The organism is Anaerocolumna cellulosilytica, assembly GCF_014218335.1.
Taxonomy (GTDB): domain Bacteria; phylum Bacillota; class Clostridia; order Lachnospirales; family Lachnospiraceae; genus Anaerocolumna; species Anaerocolumna cellulosilytica.
On record NZ_AP023367.1, the window covers coordinates 3,426,523 to 3,445,994 of the forward strand.

Consider the following 19,472-nt stretch of genomic DNA (forward strand, 5'->3'; position numbering starts at 1 on the left):
CTTCTATATTAATATAAGATATCTCCAACAAATAATTTCATCCAACAGGCATGTAATTCCGATAATGTAAACTGTCTTTTCATGTTACTTTAAACTGGAAAGAAAATCAATATAAATATACTCTACTTATTACGTTTTCATACCAGTTTTTGGGCTAAAACTGCTTAATTACCAGTGCAGTATAAAAATTTAAGGTCTGCCCAAACCAATGGACAGACCATTATCTCCAAATATTAATATTTGTAACAACCGATTAGATTACTGACTCAAATAATTTTTCATATTCTTTAGCGCTGATTTTTCAAGCCTTGATACCTGTGCCTGGGATATACAGATTTCCTTCGCTACTTCCATCTGCGTTTTCCCCTCGTAGAACCGAAGCTCTATTATGTTTCTTTCCCTGTCTGATAGTTTAGACAAAGCTTCTTTTAAAGATATTTCTTCTACCCAATTTTCTTCCTTGTTCTTTTTATCACTTACCTGGTCCATAATGTATAAGGTGTCCCCACCCTCTGAATAAACAGGCTCATATAAAGAGACCGGACTTTGTATCGCATCCAATGCAAAAACAACGTCTTCTTTGCTCATACCAATTTCCTGGGCAATCTCACATACAGTAGGTTCTTTGTCATTTTTCTTTAACAATGCCTCTTTTGTGTATATAGCTTTATAAGCTGTATCTCGTAAAGACCTGCTGACACGAATACTGTTATTATCTCTTAGATACCGTCTGATTTCACCAATTATCATAGGAACTGCATAGGTTGAAAATTTAACGTTTTGGGTGATGTCAAAATTATCGATTGCTTTCATAAGCCCGATGCAACCTATTTGAAATAAATCATCCACATTCTCATTACTGTTAGAAAAACGTTGAATAATACTAAGTACCAAACGTAAGTTACCCTTTATATATAATTCCCTTGCTTCTTTGTCCCCCTGTAAAATACGTTTAAATAATTCTTCCTTTTCACTATTGTTCAGTAATGGTAATTTTGATGTATTTACACCACATATTTCTACCTTATAAAGAGCCATATTGAAACCTCCCAAATCATTATTTACATACATAAATGATTTACTATTTAGACTCTGTTTATACTGTTTCTTAAGATGTAATAATTTCCTTTTTTCTTACAGGCTTAATAAGTGAAAAATCCGAAGCTTATACTTAATCTGCTAAAATTTATTATTAGCAAGATTAAGAAAAAACTTCGGGTAGAATGTACTCTTACTGTTATTCCAGACGTAGCATCTCTTTTTTTAAACGTTTAATAATTTTTTTCTCAAGTCTTGATATATATGACTGGGAAATTCCAAGTAAATCAGCAACTTCCTTTTGCGTTCTTTCATTACCATCCTCTGTATTTAATCCAAATCGTAATTGAACAATTATCCTCTCTCTCTCACTTAGCTTCGATAATGCTTTCCCCAATAGTTTCCGATCCACTTCCTCTTCAATATTTTTGTAAATAACATCCTCCTCCGTACCCAGAATATCGGACAGCAAGAGTTCATTTCCATCCCAATCTACATTTAGAGGCTCATCTATGGATACTTCTAGCTTGGTTTTATTGTTTCTTCTTAGGTACATCAGTATTTCATTTTCAATACAGCGGGATGCATACGTAGCCAGTTTTATGTTCTTATCGGGATTATATGTATTAATAGCTTTTATTAAACCAATGGTACCAATTGATATTAAGTCTTCCACACCAACACCTGTATTATCAAATTTTTTAGCTATATAAACTACCAAACGAAGATTATGCTCTACCAGTATTGATTTCGCCTCTGTATCATAGTCGGTACCGAGTTTTGCAATTTCCTCTGCTTCCCTCACTGCATCTAACGGTGCGGGAAGAACTTCAGCTCCACCAATATAATGTATCTCTCCGTGGCCATTAAATAATATACTCCTAAAGTCAGGAATGACCCTGAATTGGATTTTATTTGGTATTGATATTTTTAATAGCATTCTTTCCTTTCCTCCCTTTCCATTACAAAATATCTTTATGTAAAATTGCCTGATATTCTCTATGTCCGGATAGAATCCCTCTGCTAATGGCAGTAAAGACCCTATCGTTTTCCGTTTTTTCATCTCCAGTCCATATTACAACCCTCTCCAATATAAAACCGGGTAACAGTCCGTTTTTTTTACCAACAGACCGAAATGGAATCATCATTATACTTAATTCCTTTTCTTCAGTTCGGCTAGAATCATAGATTGATTCATCTAAAGAAGAGAGATTTCCCTCTGCAATATTTAGCATATGTATTAACTTTTTTTTCTGATATTCTGTCAACAGGGTTTCTATCACCGATAATTCAGTTATAATAACCGGCTTCCCATAAACTGGGTCGTATAAATTGTTGCCTGTATCAAGAAAGCCCTTAATGTGGATTTGCTTATCCCCATAATATAAATCAGTGGGGTAAATTTCTAAATTTCCGCTACGCAACTTCTTTATGGTATTTGTGAATATATATATTGCACCGATTCCTGTCAGAAACGCTGCTAAAAACCAGACTGAATTCCTGTCTCCAAAAAGATTCCCTGAAATTAGCTCCTTGAAATAATAGCCTAGGCGTGAGTTATAATACAGAGAATTTATGACACCTCCTAAAAAAAATACAGAAAAATATAATAACAGAATTGCTTTTAATCTGGCTTTTCCTGACTGTTTCCCAAATGCCAGAACTATCATACAATAGCTTATTACAACATAAGTTATAAGAAATTGAATCCATCCATAAAGATAAGGAAACACTGCGAGGATGCAAGCTCCTGCTGCTCCTGCTGCGGCACTGCAGATTAACCGGATTCTCGAACTGGGATACTTTAATATTTTTTTTACTACCAAAAGTAATAGAATATCCATCAAAAAATTGATACTAAAGATTACATCAATATAAATTTCAAGGTACAAGTTCACCCCCGCTTCCATAACTTGTATTTTATGGTGTCTATTATAGCTTCTTTTAATTGTATATTTTGTCATATTCTGGTAATTTTATTAGCTTTTTCATTTACTCATACCTACATAAATAGGGAATATACTCCTGCATATCTCCTTGTATTGTCACTACACTTTTTATTGTGTCAACATAAATCATATAATCGGAGAACACCATACTATCCCTCGTTATAATAGTTTTTTTACAATTCTTTGTTGATTTGAAGCGACTTTAAAATGCAAGAAAAAATCTGCCTCATAGCAGCATTAAATAAGCATTTAACGCTGCTATGAAGCAGATTAATTAATAGGTACACTTTTTGATTATTTATTATTTCGGTTTTTTTGTAAAAATTCAGGAATCTTTATTCCGCTGGCTTCATTGTTTCCAGTGTTATTAAACGGACTGTTTCCCGTACTCAAATGCGGATTCGGATTGGTGCCCGTTGGTCTGTTGAAACCATTATTATTGGTTGCAGCTATTTGTGACTGCGCTTTTCCATAAGAAGAACTTGTGTTCATTCCGCCGTTAAATTTAAACTCTGGTCTTGGTGTTGGTTGTTTAATAAAGCTCGGACCTTTTGCCTGTTCACTGGTACCAGAAGCCTTATCTAATCCTGTAGCTATGACCGTAATAGTAGCTTCATCGGGTGTTGTCTCATCATACATTGCGCCAAAAATAATATTGGCAGCTTCGCCTGCTAGTTCCTGAACCATAGTCGCAGCTTCGTTTGCTTCAATCAAACTGATATCTCCAGAGATATTAATAATAACATGGGAAGCACCTTGTATCGTTGTTTCAAGTAATGGGCTTGTAATAGCCTGATTAACCGCGTTAACACATTTATCATCACCTTTACCAAGTCCGATACCAATATGTGCAACACCTTTATCTTTCATAACGGTCTGTACGTCAGCAAAATCCAGATTAATAAGTCCGGGAACATTAATTAAATCTGTAATACCCTGAACACCCTGCTGTAAAACTTCATCCGCTTTTCTTAAAGAATCAGGTATCGTCGTTCTTCTATCAACGATTTCTAACAGCTTGTCATTTGGTATAACAATTAAAGTATCAACATGGTCTTTTAAACGTTCAATACCACTAAGTGCATTGTTCATACGAGCTTTACCTTCAAATTTGAAAGGCTTTGTAACAATACCTACTGTTAAAATCCCTAAATCTTTAGCAATTTGAGCTACTACAGGAGCCGCACCAGTACCGGTACCGCCACCCATACCACAAGTAACAAATACCATATCAGACCCTTTGATAACTTCTGTCAAATCTTCTTTACTTTCTTCCGCAGCCTGCGCTCCGATTTCAGGTTGGGCCCCTGCTCCCAAACCTTTCGTTAACTTCTCACCAATCTGGATACATTGCGGTGCTTTACAGTTTTTTAAATGTTGCTTATCTGTATTCACACAAACAAAATCAACACCTACAATATTCTCTTCAATCATTCTATTAACAGCGTTATTCCCTGCACCTCCTACTCCAATTACAAGTATTTTTGCAGTTGAATCAGCTTCGTTCGTCCTAATTTCAAGCAAGGTACTTCCTCCTTCACATACTTATCATCTATCAAATATTGAATAACCTCTTTAAACGAATCTTTCCTATGTATTATTCTATCAGCTTGTCCACTTTTATGTAGGATACTTTTCCGAGATACTTTATCCTCAAAAAATTGCCCCTAGATATTTTCTTTCGTTCTCATCCTTTTTCATGTATAAAAGGGCTAGTTTATTCTTTTTTACCCTATAGTATATAATATCTTTTTTGATAAAAAATATCAACCCTAAATTTCACTTTTTTGCAACAATTTTGTAACAATTTACTTGACTGCTATTTTCCATGGTAAAGCCTGGAATCAGGTTATTTACTGATATCTGCTCTTAGAAGTCAAAACAGTATAGTCCAAATTACTCACTCACTTCCATGGTTTACCAACTATGACTTGTCCTTCTTTATAATCTTCCATTAAGAGCATCCATTTTTTATCTCCGTATTTATCTTTCACTTCTGGCAAAGCTGTAACCAATGCTGCCATCTGTTCGTCGTAGGTATCCCGTTTCCCAAGTAATACTTTAATATTACCACATCGTAAGGTTATCTCAAAATTCTTATTAAATTGGATTGTCTGAATATCCAAAGCAAATTTATGAATCAGCTGTGTTAAGTTTAGGATAACCTGAAACAATTCGTCCTTTTGCACTTCTAATTTTTCGTAAAGAATCATCTGGTTAAAGCTTAAACCTGTAATGAAAGGTATGTCCTCAAGCTTTTCTCCTGAGCTTTCTATAATAATACCATCCTTATCGAAGTACATATATCCTCCCATATACTCAATACAGCCGGTTATAATTTTTTCGTATACCTGTACTTTCACGGTATTTTTATCAACAAGTTTTATATTAATATCTTCTACAAATGGAATACTATCTACTTTACCATATTTATATCTAAGATAAAGTAAGATTGTATTTCCATCTGTCTTTTCCGTTACTATTTTTTCTTTTAATTCTTCTTCCGTATAATGACTGCTTCCTTCAATTCTTATTGTATCCAGGCTGCAGGCCATATATAGTATCACGACCGGAAGAAGGATACCAAGGCAGAGAAGAAGAAATTTCATCAGTCTAAGTAAAAATACTTTCTTATTTTTATCTCTCTGTTCTTTCATCAATACCTCCGTGCCTTATTAACCGGGCGTACTTGACTTATGTCCTGTAATTAATGTCCGCACCCAATTGTTTTAAATCTCTGCAAATGTTTTCATATCCCCTTTCTATAAAATAAGGATTGTGTAATGTTGTCTTACCATTTGCCATTAATCCGGCAATTACCAAAGCCGCACCTCCCCTTAGTTCACTGGCATATACCTCACATCCTGTAAGTCCTGATACACCATGAATACTGGCTTCTCTTCCACTTATGCGGATATCTGCTCCAAATTTTAACTGTTCTTCAACATTCTGATATCTTCCCTCAAATATTTCTTCCTTAATTATACTGTCTCCTGATGCTATCGTAAGCACGGACATTATCTGTGACTGCATATCTGTTGGAAATCCCGGATAAGGCGCAGTCTGAATAGATGGAACTGATTTTAATCTGCCTGAGGAAGATATTATAATGTAATCTTCGCCACAGTATATACTACAGCCCATCTGCCTTAAAACCTCCACAACTTTGTGAAGACTTCCACAGCCAATACCAGTTAAAACTGCCTCTCCTCCAGTTCCTGCTACAGCAGCAAGATAGGTACCTGCTACAATCCGGTCGGATGCAGCCGTATACTCTACTGGATGAAGGTAGTCAACTCCGTCGATTTCAATTCTTTCTGTACCTGCGCCATAAATTCTTGCCCCGGATGCATTTAAGAACTTACATAATTCTATAATTTCCGGTTCTTTGGCAGCATTAAAAATTCTTGTTTTACCTGTAGCTAATACTGCTGCCAGAATTACATTTTCGGTGGCTCCTACACTAGGAAATTGCAATTGTATATTATTCCCTTTTATTTCCTTTGTCGTGCATTGAATTAGCCCGTCCTCTTCTTCCAATTGGACATTTAAGTCCTTGAAAGCACTTAAATGGTAATCAATCGGTCTTGCACCAATTGTACAGCCTCCAGGATATGTTATGGTAACCGAATGTGTTCGGCCAAGTAATGCGCCCATTAATATTACAGAAGACCGCATCATCTTGACATATTCCTCAGGAACAGTAGATGTATGAAGCTTTGTAGTGTCAATCAGCAGAGAAGAATTTTCCCACTGTACACTGCATCCTATTGCCTCTAATATTTTTATCATATGATAAACATCCAAAATTTTGGGACAATGGTTTAGCTTCGTTATGCCATTTACCAATACTGTAGCTGCCAATATAGGCAGTACTGCGTTTTTAGAACCTTGTATGTTAACTTCACCATTTAGCTGCTTTCCTCCGACAATTTCAATAAATGCCATGGCGCACCTCAACAAACTAGAATATATTAATACTATATGAAATATTCTTTGTTTTGTGCCATCAGCAAAAAACGGTTCAGTAAATACCTAATGTAATATAAATTTATCTTTCATATTTAATCTGGTTGGAAACACTAAGAACTATCCCCATTTCCACCAGTAACACTACCAGGGAGCTACCTCCATAACTAATAAAGGGCAGTGGAATTCCTGTTGATGGTATCGTGCTGGTAACAACAGCTATATTGAGTAATACCTGTACTGCTATATGTGTTAATACACCGGTGGCAATTAACCCGCCATATAAATCTGGAGCGTTAATTGCTATAACAAATAATCTCCATATCATTAAGACAAATATCAGAATTAATGAGACCGCTCCGAATAATCCGAGCTCTTCACAAATTACTGCAAAAATCATATCATTATGTGATTCCGGTATAAACCCAAGCTTCTGCATGCTTTCTCCCAGGCCTCTTCCAAAGATACCACCTGATGCTATTGCATATAGTCCCTGTCGTATTTGATAACCTTTATCATGGGTTTCAACATTTAACCATACATCAATACGAGTACTTCTGTAACCGACAAAAAATACGAAGATGGAACCAATTCCCGCTCCAAGAATACCCGCAATAATAAAATACAGTTTTTTTCTACTGGCAATAAAACAGATGGCTCCCATAATGCAAGTCATGACCAGTGCTGTACTGAAGTTAGGAATCAATACCAATACAATCAGCGGTGCTACAAAAATAACTACCCGTAAAAATCCTGAAAATTTATCCAGCTTCTTTGGTGCAAGATTTACTATGTACGCAGTAAACAATATAATTGCTATTTTAGACAACTCTGACGGCTGAAAGCTTCCCAAAGGTCCAAGTTCAATCCATCTTTTTTGCCCTTTTATTTTGTCTCCAAATATCAATACATAAGTTTGAAGAAAAATACATAGACCATAGAGTAATAGAACAGGTTTCATCTTGATAATAGGAAACTTTTTAAAATATATACGGTAATCAATTTTAGAAACAATCAGCATAGCTATAATGCCAATAATTGCAAACACGCCCTGTCGCTCCAGATAATACATAGGGTTATCGAATTTTCTGCTTGCATTATAGGAGCTGGTACTGTAAATCATAATCAACCCAAAACCCACCAAAAACAGTGTCAAGAAAAGCAGGCTGTAATCATAATAACTATGGAATTTTTTTGATTTTCTCTGCTCTCTTTCTTCCCTTGTCATACTAGCTCCTATCTGTACGCTATACGCACCATTTTCTTTATAACAGATATTATCAGGAAGTCCGGTGATTTTTGGAACCTCTATTTATCCTTTAAGTTCTTTACATATTCTTTAAACAAGGTTCCACGTTCTTCATAATTCTGAAACATTCCCCAACTTGCACATGCCGGAGATAGCAAACAGGAATCCCCTGTATTTGCCTTAGCAGCACATACATCAACTGCTTCTTTAAGAGTTTCTACTAGGATGATATTTTCATATCCGTGTCGCCTTGCCGTACTAGCTATCTTTTCTTTTGTCTGCCCTAAGAGAACCAAATATCTAATTTTGTCTCCAAAGGCCTCCAGCCACTCATCGAAATCAGCTCCTTTGTCATAGCCTCCTGCAATTAATAAGGTAGGCGATTGCATTGATTCAATTGCCTTTATAGACGCATCGGGATTGGTTCCCTTGGAATCGTTATAGTATTTTACACCATTTTTCGTGGTTACAAACTCGATTCTGTGTTCTACCGCTACAAATTCTTTTAATGCCTTTTGTATACATGCAACAGGAACTTGTAAAAATATTGCTATAGCGGTTGCAGCCATCACATTTTCATAGCTGTGTCGCCCAAAGATGTTCAGTTCATGTATATTGCAGATAATTATTTTCCCGCTGCCTGTATTGTAAATAATCTCTTCACCTTCTAGATAAATCCCTTGACTAAGGCTGCGTCGGCTGCTGAAATAAAATACATTTGTTTTTAAGGTTTCACCTATTTTCCTTAACACATCATCTTCATAATTTAGTACACAAATATCTGTCTCATCCTGATTTTTTGTTATATTTACTTTTGCAGCAATATAATTCTCCATTGTATGATGACGGTTCAGATGATCAGGTGTAATATTTAATATAGCACTGGCATTTGGTTTAAACGATTCTATGGTTTCTAACTGAAAACTGCTCATCTCAGCTACCGTCACAGACTCCTCTGTAGTTTCTGGTGCCATACTGGTATATGGTATACCAATATTTCCGACAACAAATACACTGTCATAATAGGTCTTCATAATTTCACCGACTAAGGTAGTCGTTGTTGTCTTACCATTCGTACCGGTTATACCAACTACTTTTCCTCTGGAAAAATAATAAGCTAACTCTATTTCTCCCCATATGGTAATATTCTTCTCTCTTATCTTTTCAATGATTTCTAAATCTGTAGGTACTCCCGGACTTAAAATGACTAAATCCAAAGAATCTATTATTTTATCCGTCAAGGTTCCAACTAGTATTTCTCCGTTAAATCCTATCGGAAGTTTTGCTAAAATTTCTTCTTTATCTGCTCGTTCATTACTGTCATAAATAATTAAACCTGCTGTTTTATCCTGTAGTAATTTCGCTGCCGCTATACCACTGATACCTGTTCCAAATATCAAGGCTCTTTTCTGCTCAAGTTTCATTTCAGTTTAACTCCTATCTGTGTTTCTTCGTACATGCCTTATTTGCGCTAGCTAGTTATATACCCATTAATGCGATTAAACATAATACTGCTGTAACTATAGAAAATACAGCTACAACCCTGGTCTCAGGCCAACCGCATAATTCAAAATGGTGATGAATTGGGGCCATCTTAAAGATTCGCTTTCCTCCTGTCAGCTTGAAATAGCCAACCTGTATCATTACGGATAATACCTCTATTAAGTATATAAGACCCACAATCACTATAAATAGCTGCATGCGAAGCATATATGCAGATGCTGCCACAAAACCCCCTAATGCCAAAGAACCGGTATCGCCCATAAATACTCTTGCCGGATAAATGTTAAATACTAAAAAACCCAGCAGGCTTCCTGCAACCGCACATGTAATCGGCGATATTCCACTGCTGATTCCAATGGCCACCACTGAGAAAAAAGTAGCAATTAATATTGTAACACTGCTGGCTAAGCCATCCAGACCATCTGTAAAGTTCGCTCCGTTTACCGTACCAAGTACTACCAAAAATAAGATAGGAACAAACAAAAATGAAGTATCAAGATATTTCCCGCCCTGAAAGCCACCAGTAAAGGGAATCAGCATAGTAGATCCTACCTCTGTATAATTCACCAGATAAAAACCCAAAATAGCAGTCACCAAAATCTGCCCCACAAGCTTTTGCCATGCCCGTAATCCTAAGGATCTTTTCATTACAATTTTTATATAATCATCTAAAAATCCAATAAGCCCAAATCCAACGGTAGCAAACAGTACCGGTATCATATCTTTATATTTTCCAATATAAAAAACCGAAGTGATTGTTACACTCAGCAAAATGATAATCCCGCCCATAGTGGGCGTTCCGGATTTCTTTTGATGGCTTTCCGGCCCGTCATCCCGGACAAACTGTCCAAACTTCAATCGTTTTAGAAATGGAATCAACAATGGGCATAAAATAACGCTGATAGCAAAAGATATGATTACCGGCATTAATATCCTGAAATTCATTTTAACTCCTATCTGTGTTCCTTAGTGCTAATAGCACTTGCACACACGGAAATCCTTTATGCCAACTCCCATCTGTGCATCTGGCACATATTTTATTGCTTTGGTGCAAGCACTCTCATACCTGTACACGTATAAATAATATCAATTTTATCCTATGGTATTTCTACTGGACTCCAATCATTGTGCCCTAGTAAACCGACGTTCTAATTATATGCTAATCTAAATATAGAATCAAGTCACTATTTAGGTTTATGACCTCGCCAGATAATGGAAACTGTTCTGTTACCTTTTCACCTTCACCCAGATAATAGATTTCTCCATGCTCAAAGTTTTTTAAGGCGGTCTTTACCTCTTCCTTTGTCATTCCAAGAAAATTCGGCATCGTTACAGTGCCTATCTTGTATTCCTTTTCTTCTTTTGCGGTATAGTGTGGTTCAATCCCCATATACGGAAGAACATTATTATATACTTCTGAAATAACCGGTGCTGCAATTGTTCCGCCATAATATATACCCACCGGTTCGTCAATCAAAACAATTCCGATTATCTGCGGATTATCAGCCGGTGCAAAACCAATAAATGAGGATATATATTTTCCGCTTCTTCTAGGCAGCTTTTCAGAGGTGGCAGTTTTCCCTCCGATGCGAAATCCCGGAAGATATGCTCTAATTCCGGTTCCATCTGAAACCACCGCTTCTAATAGTTCTTTCATGGTATCTGAGGTCTGTTTGGATATAACCTTAGTATCTCCATCATAATTAAAAGTCCTAACGGTTCTTCCTTCCCTGCTCTTTACTTCAATCCCAAAATGAGGCGTAACAATATTTCCTCCATTTACAATAGCACTAGCCGCAACCATTAATTGAAGAGGTGTTATCTGAAAAGACTGGCCAAAAGATATGGTCGCTAATTCTACTGCCCCAACATTATCAGGTTTGTGCATAATGGATTTTGCTTCACCAGGTAAGTCAACTCCTGTCCGTCTGAAAAGGCCAAGTTTGTCAAAATATTTATACATATTTGTAACCCCGACTCTTGCACCGATTTCCATAAATACCGGATTGCAGGAATTCTTAATTCCATCAATAAAGGTTTCACTTCCGTGTCCACCTGCTTTATGGCAACGTATTCTTCTGTCTTCAACCACTTTATAACCCGGGCAGAAGAAGGAATCATTTAAGGACACTACCCCCTGTTCTAATGCTGCAGTAGCAGTCACTATTTTAAAGGTGGAACCAGGCTCATAGGTATCACTTATACTGGCATTCCTCCACATATTGTTTAGTAATTCATTAGTCTTTTCACTTGTTAAGGAAGTAGAATCCATTCCTTCTAACATATTATCTGTTAATGTATATGGATCATTTAAGTCGAATTCCGGAACATTTACCATGGCATAAATTTCACCATTTTGCGGGTTCATCAGAATCAACTTAACATAATTGGCATTTTTAGCCTCTAATATTTTAAGTGCTGCCTGTTCGGCATACTTTTGAATATTTACGTCGAGACTTATGTATAGATCATTTCCTGGTTGCGGTTCTATTCTGTCTTCAGCAGCATTTTCAATCTCTACACCATAGGCTGTCGTAAGCGTAAGAATCGTTCCGTCAACACCCTTTAAATACTTATCATAGGCTACTTCTAAGCCAATGATTCCTTGGTTATCACTTCCGGTAAAACCGATAACCTTAGAAGCCAGACTCCCAAAAGGGTAATACCTTTTATAGTCTTCATCCACCATAACTCCATCTAAATCGTAGTCTCTGATAGCATCCGCTACTTCTTTCTCAACATTTGATTTTATTCTTTCAATGGAGGAGTTCTTTTCTACTCTCTTGCGCACAGCTGCTTCACTTAAACCAAGTTTTTCTGATAATACTTTTATAACTTCTTCAGGCTTCGTAATTTGACTATGTATAACCGATATGGTACTAACCGGTTTATTTGTGGCAATTGCAGTTCCGTTTTTGTCATATATTATACCACGCTCTGCTTTAATTGCCCTTTCTCTTTCATGCAGTTCCTGAGCTCTTTGGGCGTAATCCGCTGACTTTGCTATCATTAAATAACCAAGTCTCATGGTCAAACCTACCGCCGCCAGGATGATAACTGAAACAACGACAAGTACATTACGCCGGTTAAAGGTTTTATTTCTAGCCATAGGGAAACCTCATATCTCTTATTGTTTTATTTTATTACAGATAATATGAGGTTATGTATATATATTTTAAAACAGTATGTCACTATTTATTTCATCAAGAACAGGACAAACCGCTATGCCTGAATATGACTTCCTTAATCACCCGTAGGAGGTGCCTCCTCCTCATCTTCAAAAGGCAGGGCATCCATATTAAATTCATCATTTGCAGATTCGTCATCATCCGTTTTTTCAGTTTCACCGTTTTCTGTACTATTCGGCTGTTCATCATTCCCTGCTTGATTCTGGTTCGCTTGCTGGTTTTCATTATCCGTTTGGTTAACCTTATCCTCCTGATTCTCTGCGTCTGCATTCTCATCTTCCGTATTTGCTTTTTCGGTTTCGGAGTTCTCTGCCTTCTCCTCTGTATTCAACTTTCCGGTTGGCATTACAGGAACTACAACGTTACCAGAGGTATCAATTTCCTCCGTAGGATATATACCTAAGAACGGAAGAATCTCACTTAATATTTTGCTGGCTACAGCAGTTGCTGCTGCTGCGGTCTGTGGTCCCTTCTGTGGGTCATCAATAACAACATAAATTACTGCCTCCGGTTTATCTGTCGGAACTACGCCGATAAAGGACACTATATACCTTTTATCCTCTCTGGGCTGTTTCTGAGCTGTACCTGTCTTCCCGCCAATCTTATAACCACTGACCTTGGCAGTTTTCGCTGTTCCGGCATCCACTGTTTCAAATAATGCCTGCCGTAAGAATTTTGAAGTCTCTTCTGATACACTATTTCTAACTAGAACCGGCTCCTTATTAGACACCACGGCTCCGCTGTCATTGAGCACCTGCTTTACCAAATGGGGTTCATAATAATATCCGCCATTCACTAAAGAAGAAAAACCTGCTGCCATTTGTACCATAGTAACCGTATTCGTCTGACCAAAACTGATGACAGCAAGGTCAACCGGAGTTGTCTCTTTTGCTTTTTTCAATAAACCCGATTCTTCTCCGGGTAAGTCAATTCCTGTTTTCTTACCAAGCCCAAAACGGGTTTCATAATCGTATAACAGCTTACTTCCTTCTTTTTTACCAATCTCCATGAGCGCATCATTACAAGAGAACATTAAAGCTTCCGTCAAAGTAATAACTCCATGTCCTGGTGGCTTTTTATTGCACTTAATTTTAACTCCATTTACAATCTCTATGCCATCACAATTAAAAGTATCTGTGGAATGGATAACTGCTTCCTCTAGTCCCGCAGCTATTGTAAAAGGCTTGAAGGTAGAGCCTGGTTCGTAATTATGACTAATTGTGTAATTTTTCCATATCTTGCTTAAAGCATCTACTCTCTCTTTATCATTCATAGCTTTAATATCTGCTTCAGAATAAAAAGATGTTAAATCGGCCGGATTATTTAGGTCATATTCATTCTTAGTTGCCATAGCATAGACTTCACCATTGTTTGGATTCATAACAATTACGCCCATATCCACAGCATCGAATTCCTCAATAAAATTATTAATGTGTTTTTGCACAATTCCCTGCACATTGGCATCAATGGTAGACACTAAGGTATTACCATTGGTTGCAGACTTTACTGTCTTTTCTAATTTTAACTCTGTATCAATATATCCATATTCCACACCGTTAGTTCCGTTTAATTCATTATTGTAGTACTGTTCAATCCCCCAGTTCCCTACATTACCGTTGGAAGTAAAGCCCAGCACGACACTTGCCAGAGAATTATAAGGATACTTTCTAACATAATCTTCTTCAAACCATACGCCTTGAATATTAGAGTCTTTTTCCTGCAAGGCTTTGAATTTTAGCATATCCTCATAGCTGATTCCTTTTAAAAGTATCGTATATCTGCTTTCCGCTTTATTATTAATAATATCAGACATAGCCTCTTCTGTTATCTCATAACTGGACAGCAGTGCCTTTTTAGTCGGCAATATGTACTCTTTATCTCCAAGCAGATGTTTTACATCCAATATAACATTATAGACTTTTTCACTAACAGCAAGTACCGTTCCATTCCTGTCTAGAATACTTCCTCTTTTGTAAGGAATCGTAGTACTGGTATATGTCTGCTGGGATAACACCTTTTTTTCAAACCGCTCTCCATCCTCATGGTTTAATTGTATAAGTCTGAAAATTAATCCCATCATGGATATAATCAAAACAGAAAATACAAGCAATAACTTTGCTTGCATTTTATTTGTGAATTTCTTAACTTTACTTTTATTTCTATTTCTCATAAAGCTACTCCTCTGTTAAAGATACCCAACTGTGGCAGCTTTATAGCCGTATGGCTCATTATAGGCTGCCACATTCTCAGTTTCCCTTTAAAAACTTTTCCAGTAATGATTCTGCTTCTATTTCCGGAACTTCTCCGTATTGTCTCACATAATCACTTAAATTGCTTTTATACTTAAGGATTTGATCACTATCCGGATACATCATTCCCAGTTCTTCGGTAGCTACCTGATAGATATAACTTAAGTCTAACGAAGTATTTACTTTTGATAAAGCCGCATCATTTTGATTCTGTAACTTTAATAACTCCCTCTCAAGATTGGTTATTTCGTTATTCATCTTTGTAGTATTAGCCTGCACACCCAGATACTCTACGCAGGTATAGAACGTTATCCCTATTGCAACCGTTAGTATCAAGATTCCAAATAAATCAATTCCGGGTTTAGCCTTTGCTCTTCTCTTCGGTTTTTTAACCGGTTGTCTTAAAGGCCCTCTATCCGGTGCTGCTCCTTCCCCGTCCTGATAATCGGGAAGTACTTCCAGCCTTCTGGCTGCCGTTCCATGGACAGTATACGGATTGGTTTGAAAATTTCGTCTTTTAGCCTCCATGCTTTCCCCCTCAATTTTTATAAATGTCTTTCAAATACTCTAAGTTTCGAACTTTTCGATCTTTTGTTTTCAATAACTTCCTGCTCAGAAGGTAAAATCGGCTTTCTCGTTACCACCTTACCTTTTGATTTGTTACCACAAACACAAACAGGAAAATTCGGCGGACATGTACACGGAGCCTCGCTTGTCCTAAAAGCACTCTTCACAATACGGTCCTCTAAGGAGTGAAAGGTAATAATACATAATCGCCCATCTTCCCTTAAAAGTTCAATCATATCTGCTAATGACTGATTCAAAACTTCCAATTCGTGATTTAATTCTATACGGATAGCTTGAAATGTTTTTTTTGCAGGATGTCCCGTATTTATCCTAAGTTTCATAGGTATAGCAGCCTTTATAGCTTCTGTTAACTCATCTGTTGATTCAATTGGCTTGACTTCTCTCATACGGACAATGTGTTTTGCAATATTTTTCGCGAACTTGTCCTCTCCATAATCACGTATAATCCGGTATAAGTCATACTCACTATAGGTATTTACAATATCCTTGGCTGTGAGGCTATTTCTTGTGTCCATCCTCATATCTAGCGGTGCATTCTCTTTATAAGAAAATCCACGTTCTATCGTATCTAATTGATGTGAAGATACACCCAAATCCAACAAAATACCATCTACTCTATCTATTCCAAGATCTTTTAATACTTGTTTTATCTGAACGTAATTGCTTCTAACAATTGTTACTCTGTCTTTATAATCCTCTAACCTCTTACTGCCTGCTTTTATGGCAGCTTCATCCTGATCAATTCCAATTAACTTGCCGCCCTCACCTAATCTCTTGCAGATTTCTAAGGAGTGTCCTCCTCCGCCTAAGGTACCATCAACATATATTCCATCTGGTTTTATGGCAAGCATATCAATTGTTTCATCTAACAGTACCGATTTGTGTTTAAAATTTGTGTTTTCATTAAAAGTGTCCATCTCTAATCTCCCTTAAAAACTTAGTCCAAACTCTGACATATGTTCAGCAGCCTGATCCATATTCTCATAATCATTGTTGCTTTCCCATCTTTCCTTACTCCAGATTTCAATTTTGTTTAAAACGCCTACAAAAACAATATCTTTTTCTAAAGCTGCCTGCTCTCTAAGTTTTGTGGGAATCAAAATCCTGCCCTGCTTGTCCACCTCACAACTGGCGGCACCAGCCATAAAATATCTTTGGAGTTGTCTGGCTTCCTTTGTTCCTGGCAGGTTTTTTAACTGGTTTACGAAGTTCATCCATTCATCATTAGGATACACAAATAAGCAGCCATCTAAACCCTGGGTTACTACAAATTCATCACCTAAGGTTTCTCTGAACTTTGACGGTATAATTATTCTTCCTTTTCCATCTATGGAATGATTGTATTCTCCCATGAACATAAAATGCACCGCCTAACTAACCACTTGCTACCACTTCGCACCACTTTACTCCACTTATAAGGTTATTTTATACCACATTAGGGAATATATCAAGTATTTCTAAGCAAAAAAAATACAAGCTTTCCAACAAATTTCTGAAAGTTTGTATTTTTATGCAAAAATAATGCAATATGTTGTATTTATCAGTATAATAAGACAATATAAGCCAATAACTTGGCGAAAAAGGGGGGATAGGGCTTTAGTCCTATTCCTCCTTTTGTTTTTCTGAATTATCAGGTAATTTTATACATTACTGGAAATTATTACACATTTTCCTTGTAGAATTAAAAAGCTTTCACAGTTTTTAATTTTATACGCTTATAAGCAATAATAAAAAGCGAACAGATTACTAATATAATAGATAACAATTGAGACACTGCTATGGGTGAATTACCTAAAAACAATTGGTCCGTTCTGATTCCTTCAATCCAAGCTCTTCCCAGACCGTAACCAGCCAGATATAACAGGACAACTTCACCGTCAAACTTTTTATACTTCGAGTAGATGATTAGAAGTATCAGCAAGATTAAATTCCATAGGGATTCATACAAAAAGGTTGGGTGAACCTGAATGTAGGTTATTCCATCAATAATGACAGGATTATTCCTGATTTCCATAATGTTATTATAGATTTCTGTCTTTCCAGTATACTTTTGTGCCAACTGTTCCACCGGCATTGTGTAGTCATAGCTAACATCTCTTAAATCTAAAAGCATAGCAAAAATTCCATCAGTGTACTTACCAAATACTTCCCGATTAAAAAAGTTACCCCATCTACCAATAATTTGACCGGTAATAAGTCCAAGACAACCTGTATCCGCTAATAATCCAAAGGATATTTTCTTAACTTTTGTGTATACAAAAGCTGTTATAACTGCTGTTATAACCCCACCATAGATTGCCAGTCCGCCGTTACGAGTATTAAAAATATCTATTAGATTATCTTTAAAATCATCCCAGCTAAATACAACATAGTATATTCTAGCTCCAATCACTGACAGTATGATAGCATATAATGCAAAATCTAAGTACAAGTCCTTATTCTGTCCCGTTCTTTTCGCCTGCCATTCCGCTACCAGATATCCCATTGCCATACCAAAAGCTATAAGCATACCGTAATACATAATCTTAAAACCAAAAATTTCGATGAAAGAGCCTACATTTTTTAATTCTATTCCCAAATTCGGAAACATAATACTCGTCGCTACACTAATCATCATACTTTACACCGCTTTCTTATACATTGAATCGGAACAGAACAACGTCACCATCCTGTACAACATATTCTTTTCCCTCAGAACGCACCAAACCTTTTTCTTTTGCCAGATTGTAACTTCCACATTCCACAAGATTCTGATAGCTAACTATCTCCGCCCGGATAAAACCTCTTTCAAAATCCGTATGAATCTTTCCTGCCGCCTGAGGAGCTTTAGTCCCCTTTGTAATAGTCCAGGCTTTTGTTTCCTTAGGGCCGGCTGTTAAATAGCTAATCAACCCCAGGATATGATAACTTGCTCGGATTAACTTCTCAAGACCGGACTCTGAAAGTCCCATTTCTTCTAAAAACATCTTCTTTTCATCTTCATCTAATTCCGCTATTTCTTGTTCAATTTGTGCACAAATAACAAAAACTTCAGAATTTTCACTTTTTGCAAATTCTCTAACTTCTGCAACCTGAGAGTTATTTTCTCCATCATCTGCTAGGTCATCTTCTTTTACATTGGCAGCATAAATAACCGGTTTGTAGGTAAGTAGATTGAGACTCATTAAAAGTTCTAGTTCTTCATCATCACCAGGTGTAAAGGTCTTAGCCAATTTACCATCTTCTAGGTGACTCTTTAAAACACCTAGCATGTCCAATTCTTTTGCAAGTGTCTTGTCATTCTTAGCCCCTTTTGAGGTACGGGCAATTCTTCTTTCCAGAATTTCAATATCAGAAAATATCAATTCCAGATTAATGGTTTCAATATCACGTAATGGATTTACAGAACCGTCAACATGGATAATATTACTGTCTTCAAAGCATCTTACTACATGAACAATTGCATCAACTTCACGGATATTTGATAAGAACTGGTTGCCTAAGCCTTCTCCTTTGGAAGCACCCTTTACCAACCCCGCAATGTCAACAAATTCAATGGCTGCTGGTATTACTTTTTCTGTTTTATATAAATCTCCTAATACCTTCAATCTTTCATCCGGCACCGGCACAATACCTATATTAGGGTCAATTGTACAAAAAGGATAGTTTGCTGACTCCGCTCCTGCTTTCGTTAATGAGTTGAATAATGTACTTTTTCCAACGTTGGGTAAACCTACGATACCTAATTTCATATAATTCT

General features: G+C 36.7%; 16 protein-coding genes. All 16 read right to left on the reverse strand.

Annotation, left to right across the window (positions count from 1 at the left end):
- Positions 1-258 precede the first annotated feature (258 nt).
- Positions 259-1,038, reverse strand: coding sequence for an RNA polymerase sporulation sigma factor SigG (sigG, locus tag acsn021_RS14180; protein WP_184093944.1), 780 nt, complete (start codon positions 1,036-1,038; stop codon positions 259-261).
- Positions 1,039-1,237: 199 nt separating this feature from the next.
- Positions 1,238-1,978, reverse strand: a complete 741-nt coding sequence (gene sigE, locus acsn021_RS14185; protein WP_184093946.1) for an RNA polymerase sporulation sigma factor SigE — start codon at positions 1,976-1,978, stop codon at positions 1,238-1,240.
- A gap of 22 nt (positions 1,979-2,000) precedes the next feature.
- On the reverse strand, positions 2,001-2,930 hold the full coding sequence (locus acsn021_RS14190) for a sigma-E processing peptidase SpoIIGA (RefSeq protein ID WP_184093948.1): 930 nt from the start codon (positions 2,928-2,930) through the stop codon (positions 2,001-2,003).
- 351 nt (positions 2,931-3,281) lie between these two features.
- Positions 3,282-4,511, reverse strand: a complete 1,230-nt coding sequence (ftsZ, locus tag acsn021_RS14195) for a cell division protein FtsZ (protein WP_184093950.1) — start codon at positions 4,509-4,511, stop codon at positions 3,282-3,284.
- 380 nt (positions 4,512-4,891) lie between these two features.
- Complete coding sequence (locus acsn021_RS14200) at positions 4,892-5,644, reverse strand: cell division protein FtsQ/DivIB (protein WP_184093951.1); 753 nt, start codon at positions 5,642-5,644, stop codon at positions 4,892-4,894.
- Positions 5,645-5,681: 37 nt separating this feature from the next.
- Entirely contained in the window at positions 5,682-6,935 is a 1,254-nt protein-coding gene (murA, locus tag acsn021_RS14205) for a UDP-N-acetylglucosamine 1-carboxyvinyltransferase (protein ID WP_184093953.1), read from the reverse strand.
- A gap of 103 nt (positions 6,936-7,038) precedes the next feature.
- Positions 7,039-8,184 (reverse strand): FtsW/RodA/SpoVE family cell cycle protein, encoded by a 1,146-nt coding sequence (locus tag acsn021_RS14210; RefSeq protein WP_184093955.1) that lies wholly within the window; start codon positions 8,182-8,184, stop codon positions 7,039-7,041.
- A gap of 80 nt (positions 8,185-8,264) precedes the next feature.
- Positions 8,265-9,629 (reverse strand): UDP-N-acetylmuramoyl-L-alanine--D-glutamate ligase, encoded by a 1,365-nt coding sequence (murD, locus tag acsn021_RS14215; protein ID WP_184093957.1) that lies wholly within the window; start codon positions 9,627-9,629, stop codon positions 8,265-8,267.
- A 55-nt stretch (positions 9,630-9,684) separates the two neighbouring features.
- Positions 9,685-10,653 carry a phospho-N-acetylmuramoyl-pentapeptide-transferase gene (mraY, locus tag acsn021_RS14220; RefSeq protein WP_184093959.1) on the reverse strand — a complete coding sequence of 323 codons (969 nt, stop codon included), beginning with the start codon at positions 10,651-10,653 and terminating at the stop codon, positions 9,685-9,687.
- Positions 10,654-10,867: 214 nt separating this feature from the next.
- The gene (locus acsn021_RS14225; protein ID WP_184093961.1) at positions 10,868-12,817 is read right to left on the reverse strand and encodes a penicillin-binding transpeptidase domain-containing protein; all 1,950 of its coding nucleotides are present in this window, start codon (positions 12,815-12,817) and stop codon (positions 10,868-10,870) included.
- A 134-nt stretch (positions 12,818-12,951) separates the two neighbouring features.
- Complete coding sequence (locus tag acsn021_RS14230; protein ID WP_184093963.1) at positions 12,952-15,066, reverse strand: peptidoglycan D,D-transpeptidase FtsI family protein; 2,115 nt, start codon at positions 15,064-15,066, stop codon at positions 12,952-12,954.
- 76 nt (positions 15,067-15,142) lie between these two features.
- Entirely contained in the window at positions 15,143-15,673 is a 531-nt protein-coding gene (locus tag acsn021_RS14235) for a septum formation initiator family protein (RefSeq protein WP_184093965.1), read from the reverse strand.
- Between the two features lie 17 nt (positions 15,674-15,690).
- Positions 15,691-16,650 (reverse strand): 16S rRNA (cytosine(1402)-N(4))-methyltransferase RsmH, encoded by a 960-nt coding sequence (gene rsmH, locus acsn021_RS14240; protein ID WP_184093967.1) that lies wholly within the window; start codon positions 16,648-16,650, stop codon positions 15,691-15,693.
- A gap of 12 nt (positions 16,651-16,662) precedes the next feature.
- Positions 16,663-17,091, reverse strand: coding sequence for a division/cell wall cluster transcriptional repressor MraZ (gene mraZ, locus acsn021_RS14245; RefSeq protein ID WP_184093968.1), 429 nt, complete (start codon positions 17,089-17,091; stop codon positions 16,663-16,665).
- A 323-nt stretch (positions 17,092-17,414) separates the two neighbouring features.
- Positions 17,415-18,350, reverse strand: coding sequence for a prolipoprotein diacylglyceryl transferase (gene lgt / locus acsn021_RS14250; RefSeq protein ID WP_243167928.1), 936 nt, complete (start codon positions 18,348-18,350; stop codon positions 17,415-17,417).
- A gap of 16 nt (positions 18,351-18,366) precedes the next feature.
- Positions 18,367-19,464, reverse strand: coding sequence for a redox-regulated ATPase YchF (ychF, locus tag acsn021_RS14255; protein ID WP_184093970.1), 1,098 nt, complete (start codon positions 19,462-19,464; stop codon positions 18,367-18,369).
- Between the last annotated feature and the right edge of the window lie 8 nt (positions 19,465-19,472).